Here is a 19,942-nt window from a genome sequence, read left to right as displayed (position 1 = left end):
TTTATTGTAAATGATTTAAGCCCTCTATATAACTTTTTAACGAACGTTCATGAATGAACATCGGATTATTCCCCAACCTCTCCTTGTTGACTGCACATAAAGCCTCAAAGACATCAATCTCTTTTGAAAAAATGGGTTGCAATCCAATAGAACTAATATATCTTGAAAAGAAAGATTTCTTATCTATGGAGGATATATTTAGAAATAAACATAATTTTTCAATTTTATTTTGATAATCTCTTAGTTTTGTTTGATTTTTGAAAAGCTCAAAATGTTCCATATTAAGAGCAGCAAAATATGGAAATGTTATTGCCACAGCATGTCCATGAGGAATACGATGTTTAGAAGTGAAGTAATAAGAATAAGCATGTGGTGCTGTTGTTTTTGTTATATCAATAGCCTTACCTGCAAGATGAGCCCCTTTTGCCATCTGATTTCGTATATCGCTCGTTGGACAATTTACTGCTAAAGGAAGATTTGTGTAAAGAAGTTTTATTGCTTCAAAAGCAAATTGATCGGATTCTGTCGTTGAGTTAATATTCCAATAAGCTTCTATTGCTTGTGCCAGAGCGTCAAATCCAGTGCATGCTGTGAGATAGGCATTATTATTATAAGTGAATTGTGGAATGATTATCCCTAAGTCTGGTTTCATATCTCTATGTTCGACGGAGTATTTCATTTCATTTTCGTAAAGAACAGAAAAGTGAGTCATTTCAGCACCTGTTCCTGATGTTGTTGGCATACAAATTAATTGCGTTTTGGATAGATTCTTTCGTTCAAAGATATTAGTCTTAAAATCTCCTTTATATATACTAAAAAAACGGATTAGTTTTGCCATATCTAAAACACTTCCTCCTCCAATTCCGATTATACAATTCGGAGCATATTGTTCAAATCGTTTTAATCCTTTTTCTAAATCATTGATTTTGGGATTAACATCAAACTCCTGAAAATATGTAAATTCAATCTTTAATGAATTTAAAATTGTTTCCAAGTCATCTTTTGCTCCGCTTAAAATATATGAGTTTCCTCCTCTCACAATAAAAACTTTTGTTATGGATTCCTGTTTAAAAAGCTCTGTTAAAAAGGATTTGTGAGCTCCATTCAAAAAAAACATTATTCTTTATTTAAGAAATTTATAAATTGTCCTTTGTTATTGATCGGAGATGTTTTTGGGCGACCTAAATCTTTTCGTGATCCTTTTTTTACTTTAATTTCGATAAGTGCAGGTCCTTTTATTTGAGACAGTTTTTTTAAGGTTTGAAACAACTCATCTAATGTTTTTATACTTTGCACGTATTCATAACCTAAAGAAATTGCTAAACTTTTAAAGTCTATATTTCCTGCAACAGTAGGTTGTCCTCCAACAGAGTCATGTGCTGAGTTATTAAGTATTATATGAAAATAATTATGCGGATGCAAGTCTCCTATAATCGCTAATCCTCCTAAATGCATTAAAGTTGCACCATCACCATCAAGACATATTATACGACGCTTAGGTTTTTCCAAAGCAATCCCTAAAGCAATTTGAGAAACATGTCCCATTGAGCCAACATTTAGGAAATCCGCCCCTTCAAAATTGGGCATTTTTTCCCTTGTTTCATATAATTCACGAGAAATCATTCCTGTAGTAGAAAGCACAATATCTGATGAAGAAAGAGCTTCTGCGATCTTTATTATTGCCTCTTCTCGTGCAATTGTAGTCGTTTCCTTTTCTTCTATTTTGGGAAATTCAGTAAATGTATTTTTACGTATAACTATTGCATATGGGCTACTATCTTTTTTCATAGACTCGTATGCTTCATCTATTTGTTTTACAGCTTCTCCCCAAACCTCTGATAAGATACAATATTTAATATTCATTGCATCTAACATGTCTAATGTGACTTTCCCCTGTTTTATATGTTGAGGTTCATCTTTAACATTAGGCTCTCCTCTCCAACCAATCATGATAAGTGTAGGGATTGAATATACTTCGGGATCATGAAGAGACAATAGAGGGTTAATGATATTGCCCAATCCTGAGTTTTGTAAATAAACAACAGGAATATTACCTGAAGCCATATATTTACCAGCAGCAAGCCCCATCGCTCCTCCTTCATTAGCCGTAATAATATTTTCTACTCCAAGATTCGAATACATTATACATGAACAAAAGTTTTTGAGTAAAGAATCTGGTACCCCTGTGAAAAAATTTGTACCATATTTTTGCAACTCTTTGGTGAAATCTATAGGATTAATCATTTTTATCAGTCATTTACAGGTATTAAGTCTAAAATTTCATTGATTGGCATACAATATTCTTTACTTGCTTCGTATGCACGAGAATATGTAAGTAAAGATTTTGCTGTGTTAAGCATAGCCGGATATGCACTGCGAAGCATATGGTTGGCATAAATGACAATGTTTACGCCCCATGAAGACAATTCTTCTTCTGTGATATGATTGTAAGTTGTAGGAACTACAACTATAGGTGTACTGGGGTATTTTTTTCGAAATTCGTTACAAAAAGATTTAATATCATCTCCAGATTTATCCTTACTATGAATCATAATTCCATCTGCACCTGCTTCCACATATGCATAACCTCTCTTAAGAGCATCATCAAGGCCTTTCCCTGCGATAAAGCTCTCAATACGTGCTATAAGCATAAAATCGGCAGTAATTTGAGCTTTTTTCCCTGCTTTTATTTTCTCACAAAATCCCTCTATACTATCTTGTGTTTGAGGGACAGATGTTCCGTATAGTGAGTTTTTTTTAAGACCAATTTTATCTTCTATTATTACAGCAGAAACACCTAAGCGTTCTAACGTTCTTACAGTGAAAACAAAATGTTCAACTTTGCCCCCTGTATCTCCGTCATATATAATGGGCTTTGTAGTGCATTCTAATGCATCGTTAAGAGAGTGGAGTCGTGTAGTCAAGTCCACAGCTTCAATATCAGGTTTTCCTTTAGAAGTTGAGTCTGTCAAACTGCTACTCCACATTCCGTCAAACTCTTTTTTTACTCCATTGACATCAACACTTACATTTTCAATTATTAATCCGGTGAGTCCACTATGTGATTCGCAGATACGAACGATTTTTTTTGCACCAATCAATCGTCTGAGTCTGGCTCTTCGTATATCTGGAGTTGTTCCAATTTCTTTTAAATATTTATTGAACATTGTGGAGGATACCCCTTTTGTATAGGGTACATCAATGACTTTACCGCCCCATTCTGTTAGTTTTTCTACAACTCTTTGACGAACTTCTTTTTGTATACCTTCTTTCCAATCATCTCCATGAACAACAAAATCCGGCTTTATTTTTTCTATGTTGGGAATATAGTCTAATGTCGTTTGAGGAATTACCTCGTCAACTCCCTTCAAGTTGGATACGATGAGGGCACGTTGTTCATAATTCATGAATGGAAGCCTCTTGTAACTAGCTATTGCTTTATCCGTTAAAACCCCCACAATGACACGCCCTAATTTTGAAGCTTCATGAATGATATTTAAATGTCCTGGATGAATGAGGTCAGCACTCATTCCTAAATAAACAATTTTTCTATTCATTTTTATAAGTATTTGAGTTTAAACTATTCTTTATACTGAAAAAACCTCACTTTTTACAACCTTTTGGTTAATGTCGTAATATTATTGTAATATCTTAGAATACAAAAGTACCTCTTTTTCAAAGAACAGCCATAGAAGCTGTAGATTAACGGGTTAAGTTGAAAAAGATTAACGGTTCCGGTACATGCTCTCGTAGTATTTGAGATAGTCGCCCGTTGTGACGTTGTCGAGCCATGTCTGATTGTCCAGATACCAGCGGACGGTTTTCTCTATGCCTTCTTCAAATTGCAGCGAAGGCTCCCAGCCAATTTCTTTCTTTAGCTTGGTGGAGTCTATGGCATAACGGAGGTCATGACCGGCACGGTCGGTAACATAAGTAATCAGTCTTTCCGATTCTCCCTCGGATCGGCCGAGCAGACGGTCTGTAACCTTGATCAAAACCTTGACGAGATCTATATTTTTCCATTCGTTAAATCCTCCGATATTATAAGTGTCGCCATCTTTTCCTTTATGAAAAATCAAATCAATGGCGCGAACATGGTCTTCCACATAGAGCCAGTCGCGCACATTTTCACCCTTGCCGTATACCGGCAGCGGCTTATTGTGTCGAATATTGTTAATAAAAAGAGGTATCAGTTTCTCCGGAAACTGATAGGCTCCGTAGTTATTGGAGCAGTTGGAAATCACTACCGGTAACCCGAATGTATCGTGATAAGCGCGCACGAAATGATCGCTACCCGCCTTGCTGGCCGAGTAAGGGGAGTGAGGGTCGTACCTGGTACTTTCGGTAAACAGTGTGCCGTCGAAGTCTAAAGCTCCGTACACTTCGTCGGTGGATATATGGTAGAAGCGTTTCCCGCTATAACATCCCTTCCATATCTCTTTAGCAGCCTGCAAAAGAGTGAGCGTACCCATGACGTTGGTGCGTGCGAAAGACAATGGATCTTTGATCGAGCGGTCCACATGGCTTTCTGCCGCAAGATGAATTACACCGTCGATAGCATATTTTTCAAAAACCGTTGTCACCGCTTCGGCATCACAGATATCGCCTTTCACAAAAAAGTAATTGGGCTTGTTTTCGATATCCTTCAAATTTTCCAAATTGCCCGCATAGGTCAGTTTGTCTAAATTGACAATACGGTAAAACGGATATTGATTGACCAGCAGTCTGACCAGATGCGAGCCGATAAAACCGGCACCTCCGGTGATGAGGATATTTCTGTCGTATTTCATTTGGTAAACACCTTTATTCTATTTATTCGGTAGCGAAGCCAAACGCAGAAGGTATTGGCCGTATTCATTTTTCTTCATCGGTTCCGCCAGCTCTATCAGGCGTTTGCTGTCTATCCAACCGTTTCGCCAGGCAATTTCTTCGAGACAGGCTATTTTGAGCCCCTGTCTTTTTTCCAGTACCTCCACAAAAGTAGAGGCTTCGGAGAGGGACTCGAACGTACCTGTATCGAGCCACGCATATCCCCGTCCGAAAAGCCGGACTTTCAGTTTACGGTCATTCAGGAAGGCCTGATTGACCGAAGTAATTTCCAGCTCTCCCCGCAGTGACGGCTCAATGGTCGAAGCGATATCCACCACTTTATTCGGATAAAAATACAGCCCCACAACGGCATAGTTCGACTTCGGCCGTAACGGTTTTTCTTCTATACTCAGCACATTGCCGTTTTCATCAAATTCTGCCACGCCATACCGTTCGGGGTCATTAACGTAATAACCGAATACGGTGGCCATATCGTTTCCTTCAGCATTTTTTACGGCTTCTCTTAGCAGAATGGAAAAACCCTGTCCGAAAAAAATATTGTCTCCCAACACCAGACAAGCACAGTCATCGCCGATAAAATCTTTTCCGATGATAAAAGCCTGTGCCAGACCATCGGGACTGGGTTGCACAGCATATTCGAAGCGCACCCCATAGTCGCTGCCGTCACCTAAAAGACGTTCGAAAGCCGGTAAGTCTTGCGGAGTGGAAATAATGAGAATATCCCGAATGCCCGCCATCATAAGCGCAGAAATCGGGTAATACACCATCGGTTTGTTATATACCGGCATCAGTTGTTTGGATATGCCTTTCGTAATCGGATACAACCGCGTGCCGGATCCGCCTGCCAATACAATTCCTTTCATATTTTAAACGTTGAGATTGCCTGTAAAAGCAAGAAATTAAGAACAAAACACTTTCCTGAAAAATAAAAATACGACATTTTGTCGTATACTTAAAATCATGTAAACGGGTACTGAAACGATTATGACCGGCTTGGGTGTAAGCCGGTTTCTCCTTTCGAGGAAAGGAGTTCTTGCAAAGTCGTTAAGCGAAGCAAGACGAAGAAAATAAGGATTTAGGTTATCTCAACCTTACATCCATTTCATCTTTCCTTTCGATGGGGCTTACCTCTCCGAAAAGGCTTTTTGCACAAAAGCGGGGAAGAGCTACCTGATACCGGCTATCGACGCCTTTGACGAATACTCTTGACAACAGGATAGGCCAGCAGAACTGAAGCAAGAATAAGCATAACGACAGTGGGGCCGTCGAGTACGGCATTCATAAGAATGTATATGATCAAAATCAACCAGAGACAGATGATACAAAAAATCTGCATGTTCGAAAGCGGTCGACGGTATGCCATAAAAGAATCTATTTGAGTAAAGGAATGATAATACCCGAAAAATGAATGATGCAGGCCAGCAGCAGAATAGCCACAAGAGTAAGAAAGAATAAAACCCAGAGCCGTTTTTCCAGAGGAGCATTCTTCATAAAAGGAAAACGTTCGAACCAACGGGAAAAAGAGCCGGCAGGCGTTTCTTCATCGCCGGGCAGACTGATTCCGTTCGCTTCCAAAACTTTCACGGCGTGCTCATACTCGCGCAGAGGCACCTCGATGCGTACGCCTCCGTTATCCACATAACCACCCATGATATTATTGCTATACAGATTCTGCACATAGCATTCCACCTCTTCCGAACGCAGCAATATAGCCATCCTTTCGGCCTGATCGGGTGTCAAAAAAGAAGCCAGCAGTATAGGCCTGTCCGGGTCTTCATATTTCGTATTCATCGTTTTTTCCGTTTTGTCCATTTATCTAATGTATGAACAATTTTCTGAAGTACGGGCGGAGACCATACTTCATCTTCCCAGACATAACGGTCTGTAGAACCGCCGGAGTACTGCATCAGGTGATTGAGCCCCGGCAAAATGTGCACTTCACTCTTCGGAGCAAACCTGCGAAGGACGGCAGCATTGGATTCGGCGGAAACTTGTATGTCGGTACCTCCGTAAAGTGCCAGTATGGGACAGCGAACCTCTCGGAGATATGCGGAGGGACGGATACGGAGGAATGTGCGAAACCACGGAGCAGCTATTTGCACGCACATATTTTCGATGGCCGGAGAAAGCTGTGCAGGAGTGTATTCGGGGTAAAGAACGGCAAACTTTTCCCGGAGCATCGCCGATGCCCGCACTTTAAGAGAATCTCTTGAAAGAAGCGTATCTGCCGCCATCTCATAGAGGCTACGATTAAGAGCAGACATACCCGTGATATACTCTTCATTCTTTTTCTCAAGACGCATGACGTTAGCCGTTTGATCGGTCAATAAATCCATCGGATCGACCTGCGGAGCAGCTAATAAAACGATACCGGCTACCGACTTCGGATTTTTCGAGGCACAAATTTGTGCTATCAATCCTCCCTCGCTATGTCCGAGCAAGTATATATGCGCCCTGTCCACATCGGTTCTTTGCGAAAGCCAGCGAATTGCAGCTTCAGCATCGTTTACGAAATCGAAAGTGGTGGCAGAAGCGAAGTTGCCCGTACTCTGAGCGACACCACGGTCATCATAACGCAGAACAAGGAAACCGGCGCGTGTCAGCGAGTCGGCCAAAACGAGGAAAGGACGATGCCCGGCCACCTGCTCATCCCGGTTTTGCGGTCCACTGCCGGAAATAAGAATAACAACAGGATACCGGCGTTCTTCATGTGGTCGGGTTATAGTTCCTGCCAGCTGCACGCGCTCTGCTCCTCCGGGAAAAGAAACATCTTCGGCTCGATACAGATGTCGAAATCGGGCAACCTGTTCTTCCTGCAAACGAGGTTTCCGAAGCAAACCGAGCGGGAAAATACCTCCTTGCACAAACACACCGGACAAACTATCCCTGTCGATTTGCCGCCCCCGATAACTCATGAACATGGATTTACTGTTCAGGAAAATAGAGTCTCCCGCTATTCTGACCGAGTCCGTTTGCATATCGTACGCCTGCTGGTCGGGGCTGTCCATACGGACCCGGAAGCCGTTCGCCGTGCTGTCTATATGAAAAACCACCGTGAGCGATGCCTCACCGATTTTCAACAGCCCCTGCCATCTCCCCTGCCATTGCTGGGCAAAAAGCATATTCACCCCTCCCTAGCAAAGTATAAAAACATAAAACAAAATCCGAGCAATCATCCTTTTGCCTCCTTTTTACAATGTTCTAAAATAGTCATAAAATAATCATAAAGACCTCCGGCAAAACAAACAAATCAAGATAAAAGAACCGGATATCGATATTTTCACAATCATTCTGCAGACTCCCCGTCAGATCCGGAAATAAAGGCTAAAAAGGATATTTCGCGGGCGAACATGATAGACTGTTTGCATTTTTGAAAGCTCACCAAATTGCACGTAATCATAAATACGACGGTCAAAGAGATTTTTTGCCGCCAGATTCATTTCCATACCATCCCGGAAATTGAATGTAAAATCGATATCAGTCAAAAAGAAATGTTTTAATCGACCGGAGATATGTTCATTATGATAATGCTCGGCTTTAAAATGTAAAAGCCAATTCTTGCCTGTCGAAATACCACAGGAAAACTGTCCGAATAATTGACGGTAAGAATAACTCTGCCGCAAGGCTTCCATATCCATCTTGCTCCGGAAATAGGAAAACCGATAACTTATATTGCACCAGCGGCTTAGACGACTTGTTATCTTAGGCGTCAAACGCCAACGCTGCGAAGTATAACCATAAGAAGCATCGTTCTGATAAAGTGCACCATTAAACCTTGTTCCTTCTGCCGATAAAGAAATAAAACCATTTATGCTCTCTACCCCCTTGCTTATATTCCCATTTGCCATCCAAGTCTTCATCTGTGTCTGCCTGCCGATATACCCATGAACAATATACTCTTTTGAATAAACCCGGTTGGCTATACGCGGATAGTTCGACAAAACACGGCTGATATTCGCACTGAAAAAAAGTCTTTTAAGTGCATCTCTGTAAGACACATTCCAACTAAACCGCTTATCGCTACCGGTATCGAAATCGGTAATCCCTAAGGACACGTTACGGTAATCATTCAATAGAATACCCCGATAAAAGATCTGTTCGTCCACACTCCTTTTATCGATACTAGCGGAAAATGCAGTACTCAGACGAGAAGAAGGGAGATAACGAATATTAAGTGCCGGAGATACATACAACTGTTGGTGGTGTTGTTTTTCTTTACCTAAACGGTCATAAAAACTATATGAAACGAAAGATACAGGCAAGGTACCTTTCAATTCCCAATGTGGCTTTTTGTAAGATACTCCGGTTTCTGCATAAGGATAAAAATAACGCATATTCAAACGATTATCCAATACTCCGGAAATATTTTCAGGCCCTGTAAGATGACTCTCCATTGACCGGAAAGCCCCGATTAACCCGAGTTTCACGGATAGCATAACAGGTTTAAGCAAAAAAGTCAAATGAGTATGTGTATTGGTGTAGAAAGCATGCGAATGAATGTTCTGAATACCGCTCGCCTTTTTACGAATTACCTGAAGTTCCTGTTCTTTCGTTTCGTAGCTGTTGAAAGATTTCAGTGTATAGAATTTGTTATCTATGCGTTTAATCAGATGAAGATCGTTAGCATAATAACGTGCCGGGAGCGAGGCTTGTTGGCGATTGTCATAAGTACCCCTGTTTTCTATTTCCGTGCGATCTGTGATGAAACGGGCAGAGAGTTTATTTCTGACAAAATAATCTTTCCGGTTGGTTTCCCAAATAAAATCGCCCGTAAGTCGTCGCATTCTGCGAAATCCCTGTGTCGCAGTATTCGTAACAACAGTAGAGTCCATCATGTAATCGGTCATTATCATCTCTCTTTCGGAGTCGAAGCGATTCTTGATATAAGTAAATTGCATGGAAAGATTACTGTTTTCCGTAATTCCCCAAAGGTTATTGGCCGATGCGGCATATGAATGGTTAAAAAGCGTACGGTTCTCCTCAAGATCGGCCAGCAAGGCAGGAGCAACATGAACATAATCTTTCAATCGGTAGTTACGTCCGAAGCCGGAGATCCGACCGGCTATCTCCTGTACACTTGTCTCTTGAGTAACATCGTTGCCGATATTGTTTGTCTTAAAGGTATAGAGCATCTGCGAGCTCTTCTTGAAACGCATCAGAGAAGTTTCACCCTGATAGAGTAAAGGGGTGAAGCCGGCTCCGGCAAGTGCTACGCCGATGTAACGGGATTTTGCCTGTTCTTTGAGACGGATATTGATTGCCGGATTTCGCGAAAAAGAGATATCCTCCAAAGCTTTGATCGGCTGGTGATTCTCCATGACTTCGATTCGTGCCACATCCTGTTGTTGGATATTATTAGTTGCCAGTCCGTACCTGTCGCCCAGCATATCCTTTCCCTCCACATAAAATTTATTGATAGGCGTACCATTGTATTTGATCAGACCGGATTTATCGACTTCGATACCCGGCACTCTTTTTAAGACATCCGATAACGATTTATCTTCTCGCCCGGCAAATTGAGAAACCACATATACTACCGTATCGCCCTTGTCAAAAATACTTCTGGACTTAATAGTCACTTCTTTCAGGTCAATAGCTTTCTCCTTCAATACCACATTATAAATTTTTCGTCCGTCGATTACAGGCTGTACAGAAGATTCAAAACTCATCATCGAACATTTAAGTTCGTAACGGACATCTTGTACAGAAGAGAAAGACAAACGGAATCTTCCTTGGTCATCACTCTGTGTATAAGCCACCATTTTTCTGGGGTGCACCGAATAAACCACAACCATGACACCCTCCAAAGGCTTTTGTTTCCCGGCTTCCATCACAAAGCCCTCTACTGACACTTGTTGGGCATGGACAAGGTAAAAGCAGGTTAAAAGAAGAAAAAAGAAGAGAACAAGTCTAATACTCCGGCTCCGCATGATAATTATTTTTCCAAAAACTCAATCGGTTCATATTGTTCCTGATTCGGTGTATCATCTCCGATCTTTATGCCAAACTGAGCTTCAACATGAGCCATAGGATGCTTTATATATTGCTCGCGTCCTTTTAAGAATTCTTTGCGTGTAGTCTTGATATAGCCCCTCATATCCGGATTGACAATAATATCGATAGGACTTCCGGTAACCTTTTCAAGCCCTGTGGCAGTAAAGAAATAAAGTTTTTCACTGTCATAGGCTTCTAAAATCAAACCCGGTAATCCCCCCAAAAGCCAGGGTCCATTGTCAACAGGAATATCCGTCGTAAACCAGGCTGTCCATTTTCTACCTCTATACTCGCAAACCGCCTTTTGACACTCATAGTCCATAACCGTTTTGATACTGTCTTCAATGCTCCACGCCTGATCATTGAAAGTATCCTCATAAATATAAGAATCCAGATTGATCTTATCCGTCACCGTCGCAGCCCCTTGAGGATAGTTTTTGAATATATATCTGCTGTATTTTCGAGAAAGAATAATACCCTTGTCGAATGATTCGCTGAAACGTTTGAAGAAAAGTTCTTTTCCCTGAGAAGAGGATTGCAAAGTATCCAACTCAAAAGTCAAAGGGCTGTAAAACTCCGATATATTTTTGCCGACAACAAGAATAAGCTGGTCAGTGGAAGGTCTTGGTCGAGGAGGCTTTTTGGTATGTTCGTATGTATAAGCAACTTTCAGGTATGCACTGTCCAGCGTCTGTGTTATCTGTGCATGCTGTTTTATCGGAAAAAACAAGGCTAACAGGCTCGCAGCAAAGCCTGTACAATAATGCTTGATCATAATATATTCAGGTATTTTTGAAAGGTTTTCTATTTTGTTACAAGCGGTATATATTATTATGGTGTACGCTCTCTTTTGCTCCAGTCTTCCAGATGCCGGAGTATCAGCTCCAGAACCTGTTCGTCCATCGTAATGGGGATGTGAATATAATCTGCGGTACCCCCTTCGCCCCTTGCAGGCTGAAGCAGATGGTTAAGTCCGGGCAGCCGTTGCACTTCGGCTGAGGGCAGCCGTTTCATCAGAGCATCGGCATTCCGAGCGGCATCGACCATCAGGTCTTTATTCCCGTACACGGCTAAAACAGGACATTTGATTTCGGATATATATTCTTCGGGAACAAGGCGAACGAAAGAACGGAACCAATTATTCACCACCAAAGAAACGGTTCTACGGCAACCGGCTTCGATATCCGATTCGGTCATATCGTCATAACGTTCTTGATAAAACTGCGTCATGTGTTCGGTAATCATCGCTTTAAGGGTATCATTGTCGATCGTGTCCGCCGCCCATGTATACAGCTGCCTGTTCAATTCTTCATTCACGGTAATCAACTCCTCGGGTACTCCCTGCAGACTCATCAGCGTACGACGTTGGTGAAGCAGCAGTTCTTTTATGGGAATAGTAGGAACAGACAGTAAAACAACCCCGGCAACCTCCGGCATATCCGATGCCAGCATAGAAGCCAGCAATCCTCCTTCGCTATGGCCTATGATATAAATACGGTTGGCATCGACCTGTCCCTGCTCCGACAACCAAACGCAGGCACTCCGTGCATCGGCATATAAATCGGGTACGGTAGCAGTTGCATAATTGCCGGTACTGTGAGATACCCCCCTGTCGTCGTAGCGCAATACGGCATATCCTTTACGGGTAAGACGGTCTGCCAGCAGTCGATTCGGCTCATGGCCGCTCATCTCGTTATTCCTGTTCTGCGGTCCACCGGATGACAGCAGCAAAACGGCCGGATGCTTACCTCCGTAATGTGGCAGGGTAAAAGTTCCAGCCAATCGTACACTGTCTGAACCTCCCGGGAAAAAGACCTCCTGCTCCTGATAACGGAATGGCTGCTGCGGTGTTTGCGGACGAGGCACCCGTTTGAACGACACCGGCATCACATTTTGATTGTGCGAAGCCTCCCCGCAAATACTGTCCGGTGTTATCAAACGCCCCTTAAAAGTCATCCCGCGCCCTTTGGCTTTGATCTCCACCGAATCGCCTTCTACCAAGACGTTTTTTACTTCGATGCGGTTCGATCCGAGCCAAAGTCCGTACACACGGGAAGCATACCCCGACTTTGCAGGAGTAAGGTAAATATGTATACCCATTCGGGCAGAGGGCAGATCTACCACACCGTACCACAATCCGTTAAGCTGCTGAGAAAAAGCAAAAGCCGGTAACAACAACAGCAGAAAAAGAAAAAAGCGTTTCATCGGAATTCTTTTTATCGCAAACCAAGTGTATAAATACCGCCCGGCAAGGCGACGATATAACCATCGAGTTCATAGTCGAAAAGAGCGGCAGCCACCTCGCTTACCTCCAAACCGGCTTTCCTTGCGAGGTCATTGATTTGGACAGAACCTTCGGAAGCAATGATACGCAACAGGGGATCATCGGGTAAATCAGGCTCTTCAAACTGCAACATCGGTTTTTCCGCTGTCCGGCCATCCCACCCCAACGTTTCGACAATCTCCTGTGCCGATGTAACCATGACAGCACGGTTCGTACGTATCAGATGATTGCATCCGCTGCTGTAAACATCGCCCACCCGGCCGGGTACGGCCAGCACATCGCGATCATAACCGACAGCCAAACCGGCAGTAATCAGCGAACCGCCTTTTTCTGCAGACTCCACAACCAGTGTGGCTTGCGACATACCGGCTATAATACGATTGCGCCCCACGAAATTATACCGTTCGGGGCCGGTGCCGAGGGGATACTCCGAAACCAATGCACCGCTCGACTGCATCCGGCTCGCCACCGCCGAATGTTTGTAAGGATAAATCATATCCAACCCGTGCCCCAATACACCGACGGTAGAGAGACCGGCTTTGAGGGCAGCTTCATGCGCCGCCACATCAACACCATAAGCCAATCCGCTGACAATCACGGCATCGGGCACCGATGCAGCCAGATCGCAAACCAGTTTCTCGGTTATCTGTTTGCCGTACAAGGTAATATTGCGCGTACCCACGATGCTGAGCATACGCTTCCGGTTAAGGGATGAAAGCTCTCCGCGAACAAAAAGAACGACAGGTGCATCGATACACTGCTTCAATGCCTCGGGATAAGCCGAATCTTCCAAAGAAACGACAGCAATGCCGGATGCAATATGTTTATGGTAATCAGCCTCTGTCTGAGACAAAAGCGTGGGGTCATAAAGCGCTTCGATGATGTGCGAACTGAGTCTGCTCAAACGGGTCTTAAGGGCTGCCCTGTCCGTAAAAACAGCATGCACGTCACCCATAGCCTCCACGATTTGACGGGCAACCACAGGTCCCACTCCCTTGACTCTGCCCAGAGCCATATAATAAACTTCGACAGGATATTCCATCATAGACTTATCGATTAAAAAGGGCTTTTACCGCCGGCACCGGCATGCAAAAGCCCTGATGTCTCATTTCTCCCCGACAAAAAATTATCGCTACTTGCCGGCCTTATGCCCGACAACCCAGTCATAGGCATTGCGGAAAGCCTGCATCCATGGCGTTACCTCGTGTCCGTCACGAACATCTTCGGGATAATAAGCACACTGCCAGGGGAAAATAGCACGCTCGGGGTGAGGCATCATGGTCAGATGCCGTCCGTCTTTGCTACACAAACCGGCAATGGCATGAGGCGATCCGTTAGGATTGGCCGGGTAGCCATCGTACTCGTAACGGGCGATGACGTTGTACTCTTTTTCTTCGTAAGGCAATTCGAACTTGCCCTCGCCATGCGCCACCCAAACGCCCAATTTGCTTCCGCTGAGATTGCCCAGCATCACACTGTTGTTTTGCGGTATTTGCAACGTTACGAAACCGCTTTCGAACTTATGAGAATCGTTGTGCACGAGTTTGTGCTTCTTTTCGTGTTCCGGATACAACAGCCCCAACTCGGCAAGAAGCTGACAGCCGTTGCAGATACCCAGACTGAGCGTATCGGGGCGGGCATAAAAGTTATCCAATGCTGTCTTGGCACGCTCGTTAAAGAGAATACCGCCGGCCCAACCTTTTGCCGAACCGAACACATCGCTGTTGGAGAAGCCTCCGCAGAAAACAACGAACTGCACGTCCTCCAGCGTCTCACGACCGGAAGTGAGGTCGGTCAGGTGTACATCTTTCACATCGAAACCGGCAAGGTGCAGAGCATAAGCCATCTCGCGTTCGCCATTCGTTCCCTTATCACGCAGGATAGCCGCACGCACACCGCTCTCCTTACGCCGGTCGGCATTCAGGCCCAGATCGGAGAGTTTTCCGGTAAAGCCTTTAGGCATATGATATACCAGCGGTTGCACTTTATAGTTTTCAAAACGATCTCCTGCCAATTGCGGCGTACTCTGGTGCATATCCATCAGGTAAGAAGCCTGATACCAGACATCCCGCTTGTGATCTATGCCAAAGAGATATTCGTTACCTTCCTTGTGCAACAGGATACAACGCTCCGCTACGGGTTTACCTAAGTGAACAAATCCTACGCCGGCATCTTTGAGAATCTTATCGGCCGCTTTTTTATCTTTGATTTGCAGCAGCACTCCGGGGTTTTCTGCAAAGAGCAATTTCACCAAATCCTCTTCGGGCAGCAAGTCGAGGTTGATTTCCAGACCGCCTTCCACATTGCCGAAGCACATCTCCAACATGGTCGTAATCATACCGCCGGCAGAAATATCGTGACCGGCAAGCACCAAACCATGTTCGATCAGTTGCTGAACGGCTCCGAAAGCATCTGTAAAATATTCGGGGTCCACTACGGTCGGCACTTCATCGCCGACAGCTCCCAAACTTTGGGCAAAAGCCGAACCGCCCAAACGATACGGGCAAAAACTGAAATCGATATAATAGAGTGTGGTTCCTGCCGGATGGCTGAGCACGGGAGAAACGATGCGACGCACATCCGATACCTCTCCGGCAGCACTGATAATCACCGTGCCGGGGCTGAGTACCTCCCCGTCCTTGCCATATTTCTGCGTCATAGAGAGGGAGTCTTTGCCGGTGGGAATATTGATACCCAAGTCGATGGCAAAATCCGAAGCAGCCTGTACGGCCTCATAAAGACGCGCGTCTTCACCTTCATTGCGGCAGGGCCACATCCAGTTCGCACTGAGCGAAATGCTCTTAATGCCCTGTTTCAGAGGAGCAAAAACGATGTTTGTCAACGCCTCGGCAATGGCCAGCACCGAACCGGCAGCCGGGTCTGCCAAAGCAGCCTGCGGAGCATGGCCGATGGAAGTGGCGATGCCGGCACGCCCCCGGTAATCCAAGGCCATGGCACCCAAATCGCTCAACGGCAATTGTATTTCACCCTGGCACTGCTGGCGTGCCACACGCCCCGTAACGGAGCGGTCGGCCTTATTGGTCAGCCAATCCTTGCAGGCTACGGCCTCAAGGCGCAACACGCCTTCGATATATTCATCCAGTTTGGCGGTACCGTATTTGGGAGCACGGTAAGAATGTTTAACCGTTTTATCGGTCATCACCGTGCGAGGCGGATTGCCGAACATATCTTCCAGACGGAGATCGATCGGGCGCTCGCCATTATCTCTTTCAAAAACAAACCGCATATCATCCGTCGTATGCCCCACTTCATACATAGGAGCACGCTCACGCTCGGCAATACGACGTATCTGTTCGATATCTTTTTCTTCTACAACCAGCCCCATGCGTTCCTGACTCTCGTTTCCGATGATTTCACGTGCCGACAAAGTGGGGTCGCCTACCGGCAGACGGTCCATTTCGATATGCCCGCCCGTCTTTTCCACCAATTCGCTCAGGCAGTTCAGGTGTCCGCCCGCACCATGATCATGAATGGAAACAATGGGATTTTCACCCTCTGCCAATGCACGGATCACATTGTGCACACGTTTTTGCATCTCCGGGTTGGCACGCTGAACGGCATTCAACTCGATGCTGTCGGCATACAATCCGGTATTCACCGAGCTCACCGCTCCGCCGCCCATGCCGATACGGTAATTGTCGCCTCCTAAAATAACCACTTTTTCCCCCGATTTCGGTTCGCCTTTAATGGCATCCTGCTTGCGGGCATAACCGACACCGCCGGCCAGCATGATTACCTTATCGTAGCCATAGGCTTTGCTGTCCCCGGGCTCTTTATGCTCAAAAGTCAAAACAGAACCGCAAATCAAGGGCTGACCGAACTTATTGCCGAAATCGCTGGCGCCATTAGACGCTTTCGTTAAAATCCGGCACGGTGTCTGATAGAGCCATTTGCGCTCGGGCAAAAGCTTTTCAGCCGGGTTGTACCCGTCGTTGCGGGGATAAGAGGTCATGTAAACAGCTGTTCCCGCCAATGGCAGGCTGGCCTTGCCTCCACCCATACGGTCGCGAATCTCGCCGCCCGTACCCGTAGCGGCACCGTTAAAAGGCTCTACGGTTGTGGGGAAGTTGTGCGTCTCGGCCTTCAGGCTCAACACACTGTCTATATCGGTTATCCTGAAATAGTCCGGCTTGTCGGCACTCTTCGGGGCAAACTGCTCCACACGCGGCCCTTCCACAAAAGCAACATTGTCTTTATAAGCCGAAACGAGCCGGTTGGGATTAACCTTGGAAGTCAATTTGATGAGATTAAAAAGAGAGCTTTCGCGTTCTTTGCCATCGATAACGAATGTTCCGCCAAAAATTTTGTGGCGGCAGTGTTCGCTGTTTACCTGTGAAAAGCCGAAAAGTTCGCTATCGGTAAGCGAACGTCCCAAACGTTTCGCCAAGTTCTTCAAGTAGTCGATTTCATCTTCATTCAAGGCCAACCCCTCTTCAAGGTTGTAAGCCTCGATGTCTTCAATAAAACGAACAGGCTCCGGTTCACGATCAATCTCGAAAACATGGCTGTCCAAATCTTTGTAGAGAACCTGAAGCATCGGGTCGTATACGGCCTCGGCACTTTCAACGGGGAAAAACTCCTCTATCCGTTCTATGCCATCGATATTCATATTCTGTGTAATCTCCACGGCATTGGTGCTCCAGGGGGTAATCATCTCGCGGCGAGGGCCGACGAAGTAGCCTTTTACGCTATCGGCATCGATAAGCTCAGCTCCGGAAAACAACCATCTTAACCGGCTGATCGCCTCCTGATTCAATGGTGTTTTTGCAGACAGGGCATATATGGAGCCGGACGGATTTCGGAAAAAGAAGATGTTCATTTTTTAGTTGATTGACGGTATTCGTTTAATAAGATATTTACATATATGAACAAAGATAATAAATTGAAGAGGTTACACAACACCGCTTCGACGTCTTATCGCCTTGCAGACTCCGGCATCGAAAATAACGTCTGTTTATTCAGCATAAAACTTGAAAAGGAGAATTTCACCTACGTATAACAGGCTTGTTTTCTTATAGCAGAAACCGGAATATGATTTGATTATCATTCACAAAATCGATACTCGAAAACTGTGAGGTGTGACGTGTGACGTGTACTGAAAAATTCTCTGCCTGATGGTTGAAAATTCTTCAGGCAAAGAAAAAAAATCCAAGTTAACTTCGTTGAAAATCCGTAGCGCTACGGATTTTTATCCGTCAGGCAGAGAATTTTCAACGCACAGGCAAGCATTTTCCGGCCTCTCTTCCGGAGAAAAAACGGAAATATTGCAAATAATCGCCTGCGGTTGATTAACTTTGCATTTACTTTCATGCCGGAGCACACTTTTTGTCCGGCGCGTTCTCTTTTAATTATGATAAATCGAGCATTAATACGCACCCGAGCATTGCAGGTTCTTTATGCCTATCATCATCGTGACGATTTGGATCTGAAGCGCGGGGAAGAGGAGCTGACCATCAGCCTGAGCAAAACTTATGACCTCTATCTCCATTTTCTCAATTTGATTCCCGAACTTACTCATTTGCATTGCGAGCTGCTGGAGCAACGAAAAAAACGTTTGTTGCCCACAGAGGAAGACTTGAAACCGAATATGAGACTGGCAGAAAATCGTCTGGCCAAAGTTATCGACAACAGTGTTTTACTGGCCGAATGGGCGGAAAACAGCGGGCTCAGCTGGTGGGAAAACAGGGAATTGATGCGTTTACTGCTGGATAAAATAATGACCAGCGAACTGTACCTGAATTACCGGAATGCCGAAGCAACAGGTTTTATGGCAGACCGTACATTTTGGGCCGAAGCCTTCAAGACACTCATCGCCAATGATGACGATCTGGCCGAATACCTCGAATCCAAGTCCATCTACTGGTACAGCGAACTGAATTGTCTGGAGAAAATCGAGTGCGAAGAGATGCCCGAATGGGAGGCCATCGAGACACAGATCGATCAGGCTAAAAACGAAGGAAATTATCAGGGTGTGCCCAACGCCGGCGGCGCAGTGCAAATCGTGAAAGATTTTGTGGAAAAAACCATTAAGCGCATAACCTCCAAAACGGCCGATAAGGCTCTTATGCCGATGTTCAGAGACGAAGAAGACCGTACTTTCGCCCGTACACTGGTACATATGACGCTGTTGGAACACGACCGGTGGCAGAAACTCATTCGCGCTCATTTGAGCGACAGCTGGGAAGCCGAGCGTGTGGCCGATGTGGATATGCTTATTATGGAAATGGCCGTATGCGAAATGGTACATTGCCCCGATATTGCTACAGGTGTGACAATCAATGAATACATCGAACTGGCAAAAAGTTATTCAACCCCCAAAAGCCATCCGTTTATCAATGGCGTGCTGGATGCCGTGGCACAGGAATTAAAGCAAACAGGCACCATATTGAAGGTATAAGTGCAGAGGAATACTTATCTTTGTTCAGTCTGATAGACAGTGTGATACATATTTATTACATAATTAAACAGAAATAAAATGATGAATTTATTCTTGCTTCAGGCCGCTCCCGCAGGACAGGCCGGAGGAAATATGTGGATGTCCATTTTGATGATGGTCGCACTCTTTCTGGTTTTCTGGCTGTTCTTCATCCGCCCTCAGCAAAAGCGTCAGAAAGACTTACAGAAAAAACGTGAAGCCATGAAAGTGGGTGACCGCGTAATTACCAGCGGAGGTATATACGGCGTGATCAAAGATATCAAAGCTTCGGAATTTGTCATTGAAATAGCAGACGGCGTGCGTGTGCGCATAGACAAAGGTTCTGTATTTATGACAGCAGAAGAGAGTGCAGAAAACGTTCGCAAATAAATAATCCG

15 protein-coding genes are annotated in these 19,942 nt (G+C 44.8%); 2 read left to right on the top strand and 13 right to left on the bottom strand.

What is annotated here, in order from left to right:
- Nucleotide 1: 1 nt before the first annotated feature.
- The 13 genes from A3GI_RS0100475 to purL all read right to left on the bottom strand — a co-directional run bounded on the left by A3GI_RS0100475 (nt 2) and on the right by purL (nt 17,948).
- The gene (locus A3GI_RS0100475) at nt 2-1,117 is read right to left on the bottom strand and encodes a phosphonoacetaldehyde reductase (RefSeq protein WP_018359510.1); all 1,116 of its coding nucleotides are present in this window, start codon (nt 1,115-1,117) and stop codon (nt 2-4) included.
- The gene (gene aepY, locus A3GI_RS0100470; protein ID WP_018359509.1) at nt 1,117-2,244 is read right to left on the bottom strand and encodes a phosphonopyruvate decarboxylase; all 1,128 of its coding nucleotides are present in this window, start codon (nt 2,242-2,244) and stop codon (nt 1,117-1,119) included. The genes A3GI_RS0100475 and aepY overlap by 1 nt, the downstream gene beginning before the upstream one ends.
- Before the next feature lie 5 nt (nt 2,245-2,249).
- Entirely contained in the window at nt 2,250-3,557 is a 1,308-nt protein-coding gene (gene aepX / locus A3GI_RS0100465; RefSeq protein WP_018359508.1) for a phosphoenolpyruvate mutase, read from the bottom strand.
- A gap of 168 nt (nt 3,558-3,725) precedes the next feature.
- Nucleotides 3,726-4,790, bottom strand: a complete 1,065-nt coding sequence (rfbB, locus tag A3GI_RS0100460; protein WP_018359507.1) for a dTDP-glucose 4,6-dehydratase — start codon at nt 4,788-4,790, stop codon at nt 3,726-3,728.
- An 18-nt stretch (nt 4,791-4,808) separates the two neighbouring features.
- Entirely contained in the window at nt 4,809-5,693 is an 885-nt protein-coding gene (gene rfbA, locus A3GI_RS0100455; RefSeq protein WP_018359506.1) for a glucose-1-phosphate thymidylyltransferase RfbA, read from the bottom strand.
- Nucleotides 5,694-6,010: 317 nt separating this feature from the next.
- On the bottom strand, nt 6,011-6,193 hold the full coding sequence (locus A3GI_RS0100450; protein ID WP_018359505.1) for a hypothetical protein: 183 nt from the start codon (nt 6,191-6,193) through the stop codon (nt 6,011-6,013).
- An 8-nt stretch (nt 6,194-6,201) separates the two neighbouring features.
- Nucleotides 6,202-6,621 (bottom strand): putative signal transducing protein, encoded by a 420-nt coding sequence (locus A3GI_RS0100445; protein ID WP_018359504.1) that lies wholly within the window; start codon nt 6,619-6,621, stop codon nt 6,202-6,204.
- Nucleotides 6,618-7,952 (bottom strand): alpha/beta hydrolase, encoded by a 1,335-nt coding sequence (locus A3GI_RS0100440; protein ID WP_018359503.1) that lies wholly within the window; start codon nt 7,950-7,952, stop codon nt 6,618-6,620. Before A3GI_RS0100440 ends, A3GI_RS0100445 begins: the two co-directional genes overlap by 4 nt.
- 183 nt (nt 7,953-8,135) lie before the next feature.
- Entirely contained in the window at nt 8,136-10,682 is a 2,547-nt protein-coding gene (locus A3GI_RS0100435) for a peptidase associated/transthyretin-like domain-containing protein (RefSeq protein ID WP_169333223.1), read from the bottom strand.
- An 83-nt stretch (nt 10,683-10,765) separates the two neighbouring features.
- Nucleotides 10,766-11,599 (bottom strand): GLPGLI family protein, encoded by an 834-nt coding sequence (locus tag A3GI_RS10150; protein ID WP_018359501.1) that lies wholly within the window; start codon nt 11,597-11,599, stop codon nt 10,766-10,768.
- A gap of 56 nt (nt 11,600-11,655) precedes the next feature.
- The gene (locus A3GI_RS0100425; protein ID WP_018359500.1) at nt 11,656-13,029 is read right to left on the bottom strand and encodes an alpha/beta hydrolase family protein; all 1,374 of its coding nucleotides are present in this window, start codon (nt 13,027-13,029) and stop codon (nt 11,656-11,658) included.
- Between the two features lie 11 nt (nt 13,030-13,040).
- Nucleotides 13,041-14,153 carry a DNA-processing protein DprA gene (gene dprA, locus A3GI_RS0100420; protein WP_018359499.1) on the bottom strand — a complete coding sequence of 371 codons (1,113 nt, stop codon included), beginning with the start codon at nt 14,151-14,153 and terminating at the stop codon, nt 13,041-13,043.
- A gap of 87 nt (nt 14,154-14,240) precedes the next feature.
- The gene (gene purL, locus A3GI_RS0100415) at nt 14,241-17,948 is read right to left on the bottom strand and encodes a phosphoribosylformylglycinamidine synthase (RefSeq protein WP_018359498.1); all 3,708 of its coding nucleotides are present in this window, start codon (nt 17,946-17,948) and stop codon (nt 14,241-14,243) included.
- A gap of 531 nt (nt 17,949-18,479) precedes the next feature.
- Here purL and nusB point away from each other — a divergent pair.
- The gene (gene nusB / locus A3GI_RS0100405) at nt 18,480-19,526 is read left to right on the top strand and encodes a transcription antitermination factor NusB (RefSeq protein WP_026215817.1); all 1,047 of its coding nucleotides are present in this window, start codon (nt 18,480-18,482) and stop codon (nt 19,524-19,526) included.
- Nucleotides 19,527-19,607: 81 nt separating this feature from the next.
- Complete coding sequence (gene yajC, locus A3GI_RS0100400) at nt 19,608-19,934, top strand: preprotein translocase subunit YajC (protein WP_025004685.1); 327 nt, start codon at nt 19,608-19,610, stop codon at nt 19,932-19,934.
- The last annotated feature ends 8 nt before the right edge of the window (nt 19,935-19,942 follow it).

It is taken from the genome of Porphyromonas macacae DSM 20710 = JCM 13914 (assembly GCF_000379945.1).
Lineage (GTDB): Bacteria > Bacteroidota > Bacteroidia > Bacteroidales > Porphyromonadaceae > Porphyromonas > Porphyromonas macacae.
The sequence above is the reverse complement of the archived record's forward strand: the minus strand, read 5'-3'. Positions and strand labels throughout refer to the sequence as shown.

What these genes read in the sequence shown, in the direction of transcription:
- aepX (WP_018359508.1), bottom strand. Translation starts at nt 3,557, where the DNA reads ATGAATAGAAAAATTGTTTATTTAGGAATGAGTGCTGACCTCATTCAT.
- A3GI_RS0100475 (WP_018359510.1), bottom strand. Translation starts at nt 1,117, where the DNA reads ATGTTTTTTTTGAATGGAGCTCACAAATCCTTTTTAACAGAGCTTTTT.
- A3GI_RS0100445 (WP_018359504.1), bottom strand. Translation starts at nt 6,621, where the DNA reads ATGAATACGAAATATGAAGACCCGGACAGGCCTATACTGCTGGCTTCT.
- rfbA (WP_018359506.1), bottom strand. Translation starts at nt 5,693, where the DNA reads ATGAAAGGAATTGTATTGGCAGGCGGATCCGGCACGCGGTTGTATCCG.
- purL (WP_018359498.1), bottom strand. Translation starts at nt 17,948, where the DNA reads ATGAACATCTTCTTTTTCCGAAATCCGTCCGGCTCCATATATGCCCTG.
- aepY (WP_018359509.1), bottom strand. Translation starts at nt 2,244, where the DNA reads ATGATTAATCCTATAGATTTCACCAAAGAGTTGCAAAAATATGGTACA.
- rfbB (WP_018359507.1), bottom strand. Translation starts at nt 4,790, where the DNA reads ATGAAATACGACAGAAATATCCTCATCACCGGAGGTGCCGGTTTTATC.
- A3GI_RS10150 (WP_018359501.1), bottom strand. Translation starts at nt 11,599, where the DNA reads ATGATCAAGCATTATTGTACAGGCTTTGCTGCGAGCCTGTTAGCCTTG.
- A3GI_RS0100450 (WP_018359505.1), bottom strand. Translation starts at nt 6,193, where the DNA reads ATGGCATACCGTCGACCGCTTTCGAACATGCAGATTTTTTGTATCATC.
- dprA (WP_018359499.1), bottom strand. Translation starts at nt 14,153, where the DNA reads ATGATGGAATATCCTGTCGAAGTTTATTATATGGCTCTGGGCAGAGTC.
- nusB (WP_026215817.1), top strand. Translation starts at nt 18,480, where the DNA reads ATGATAAATCGAGCATTAATACGCACCCGAGCATTGCAGGTTCTTTAT.
- yajC (WP_025004685.1), top strand. Translation starts at nt 19,608, where the DNA reads ATGAATTTATTCTTGCTTCAGGCCGCTCCCGCAGGACAGGCCGGAGGA.
- A3GI_RS0100440 (WP_018359503.1), bottom strand. Translation starts at nt 7,952, where the DNA reads ATGCTTTTTGCCCAGCAATGGCAGGGGAGATGGCAGGGGCTGTTGAAA.
- A3GI_RS0100425 (WP_018359500.1), bottom strand. Translation starts at nt 13,029, where the DNA reads ATGAAACGCTTTTTTCTTTTTCTGCTGTTGTTGTTACCGGCTTTTGCT.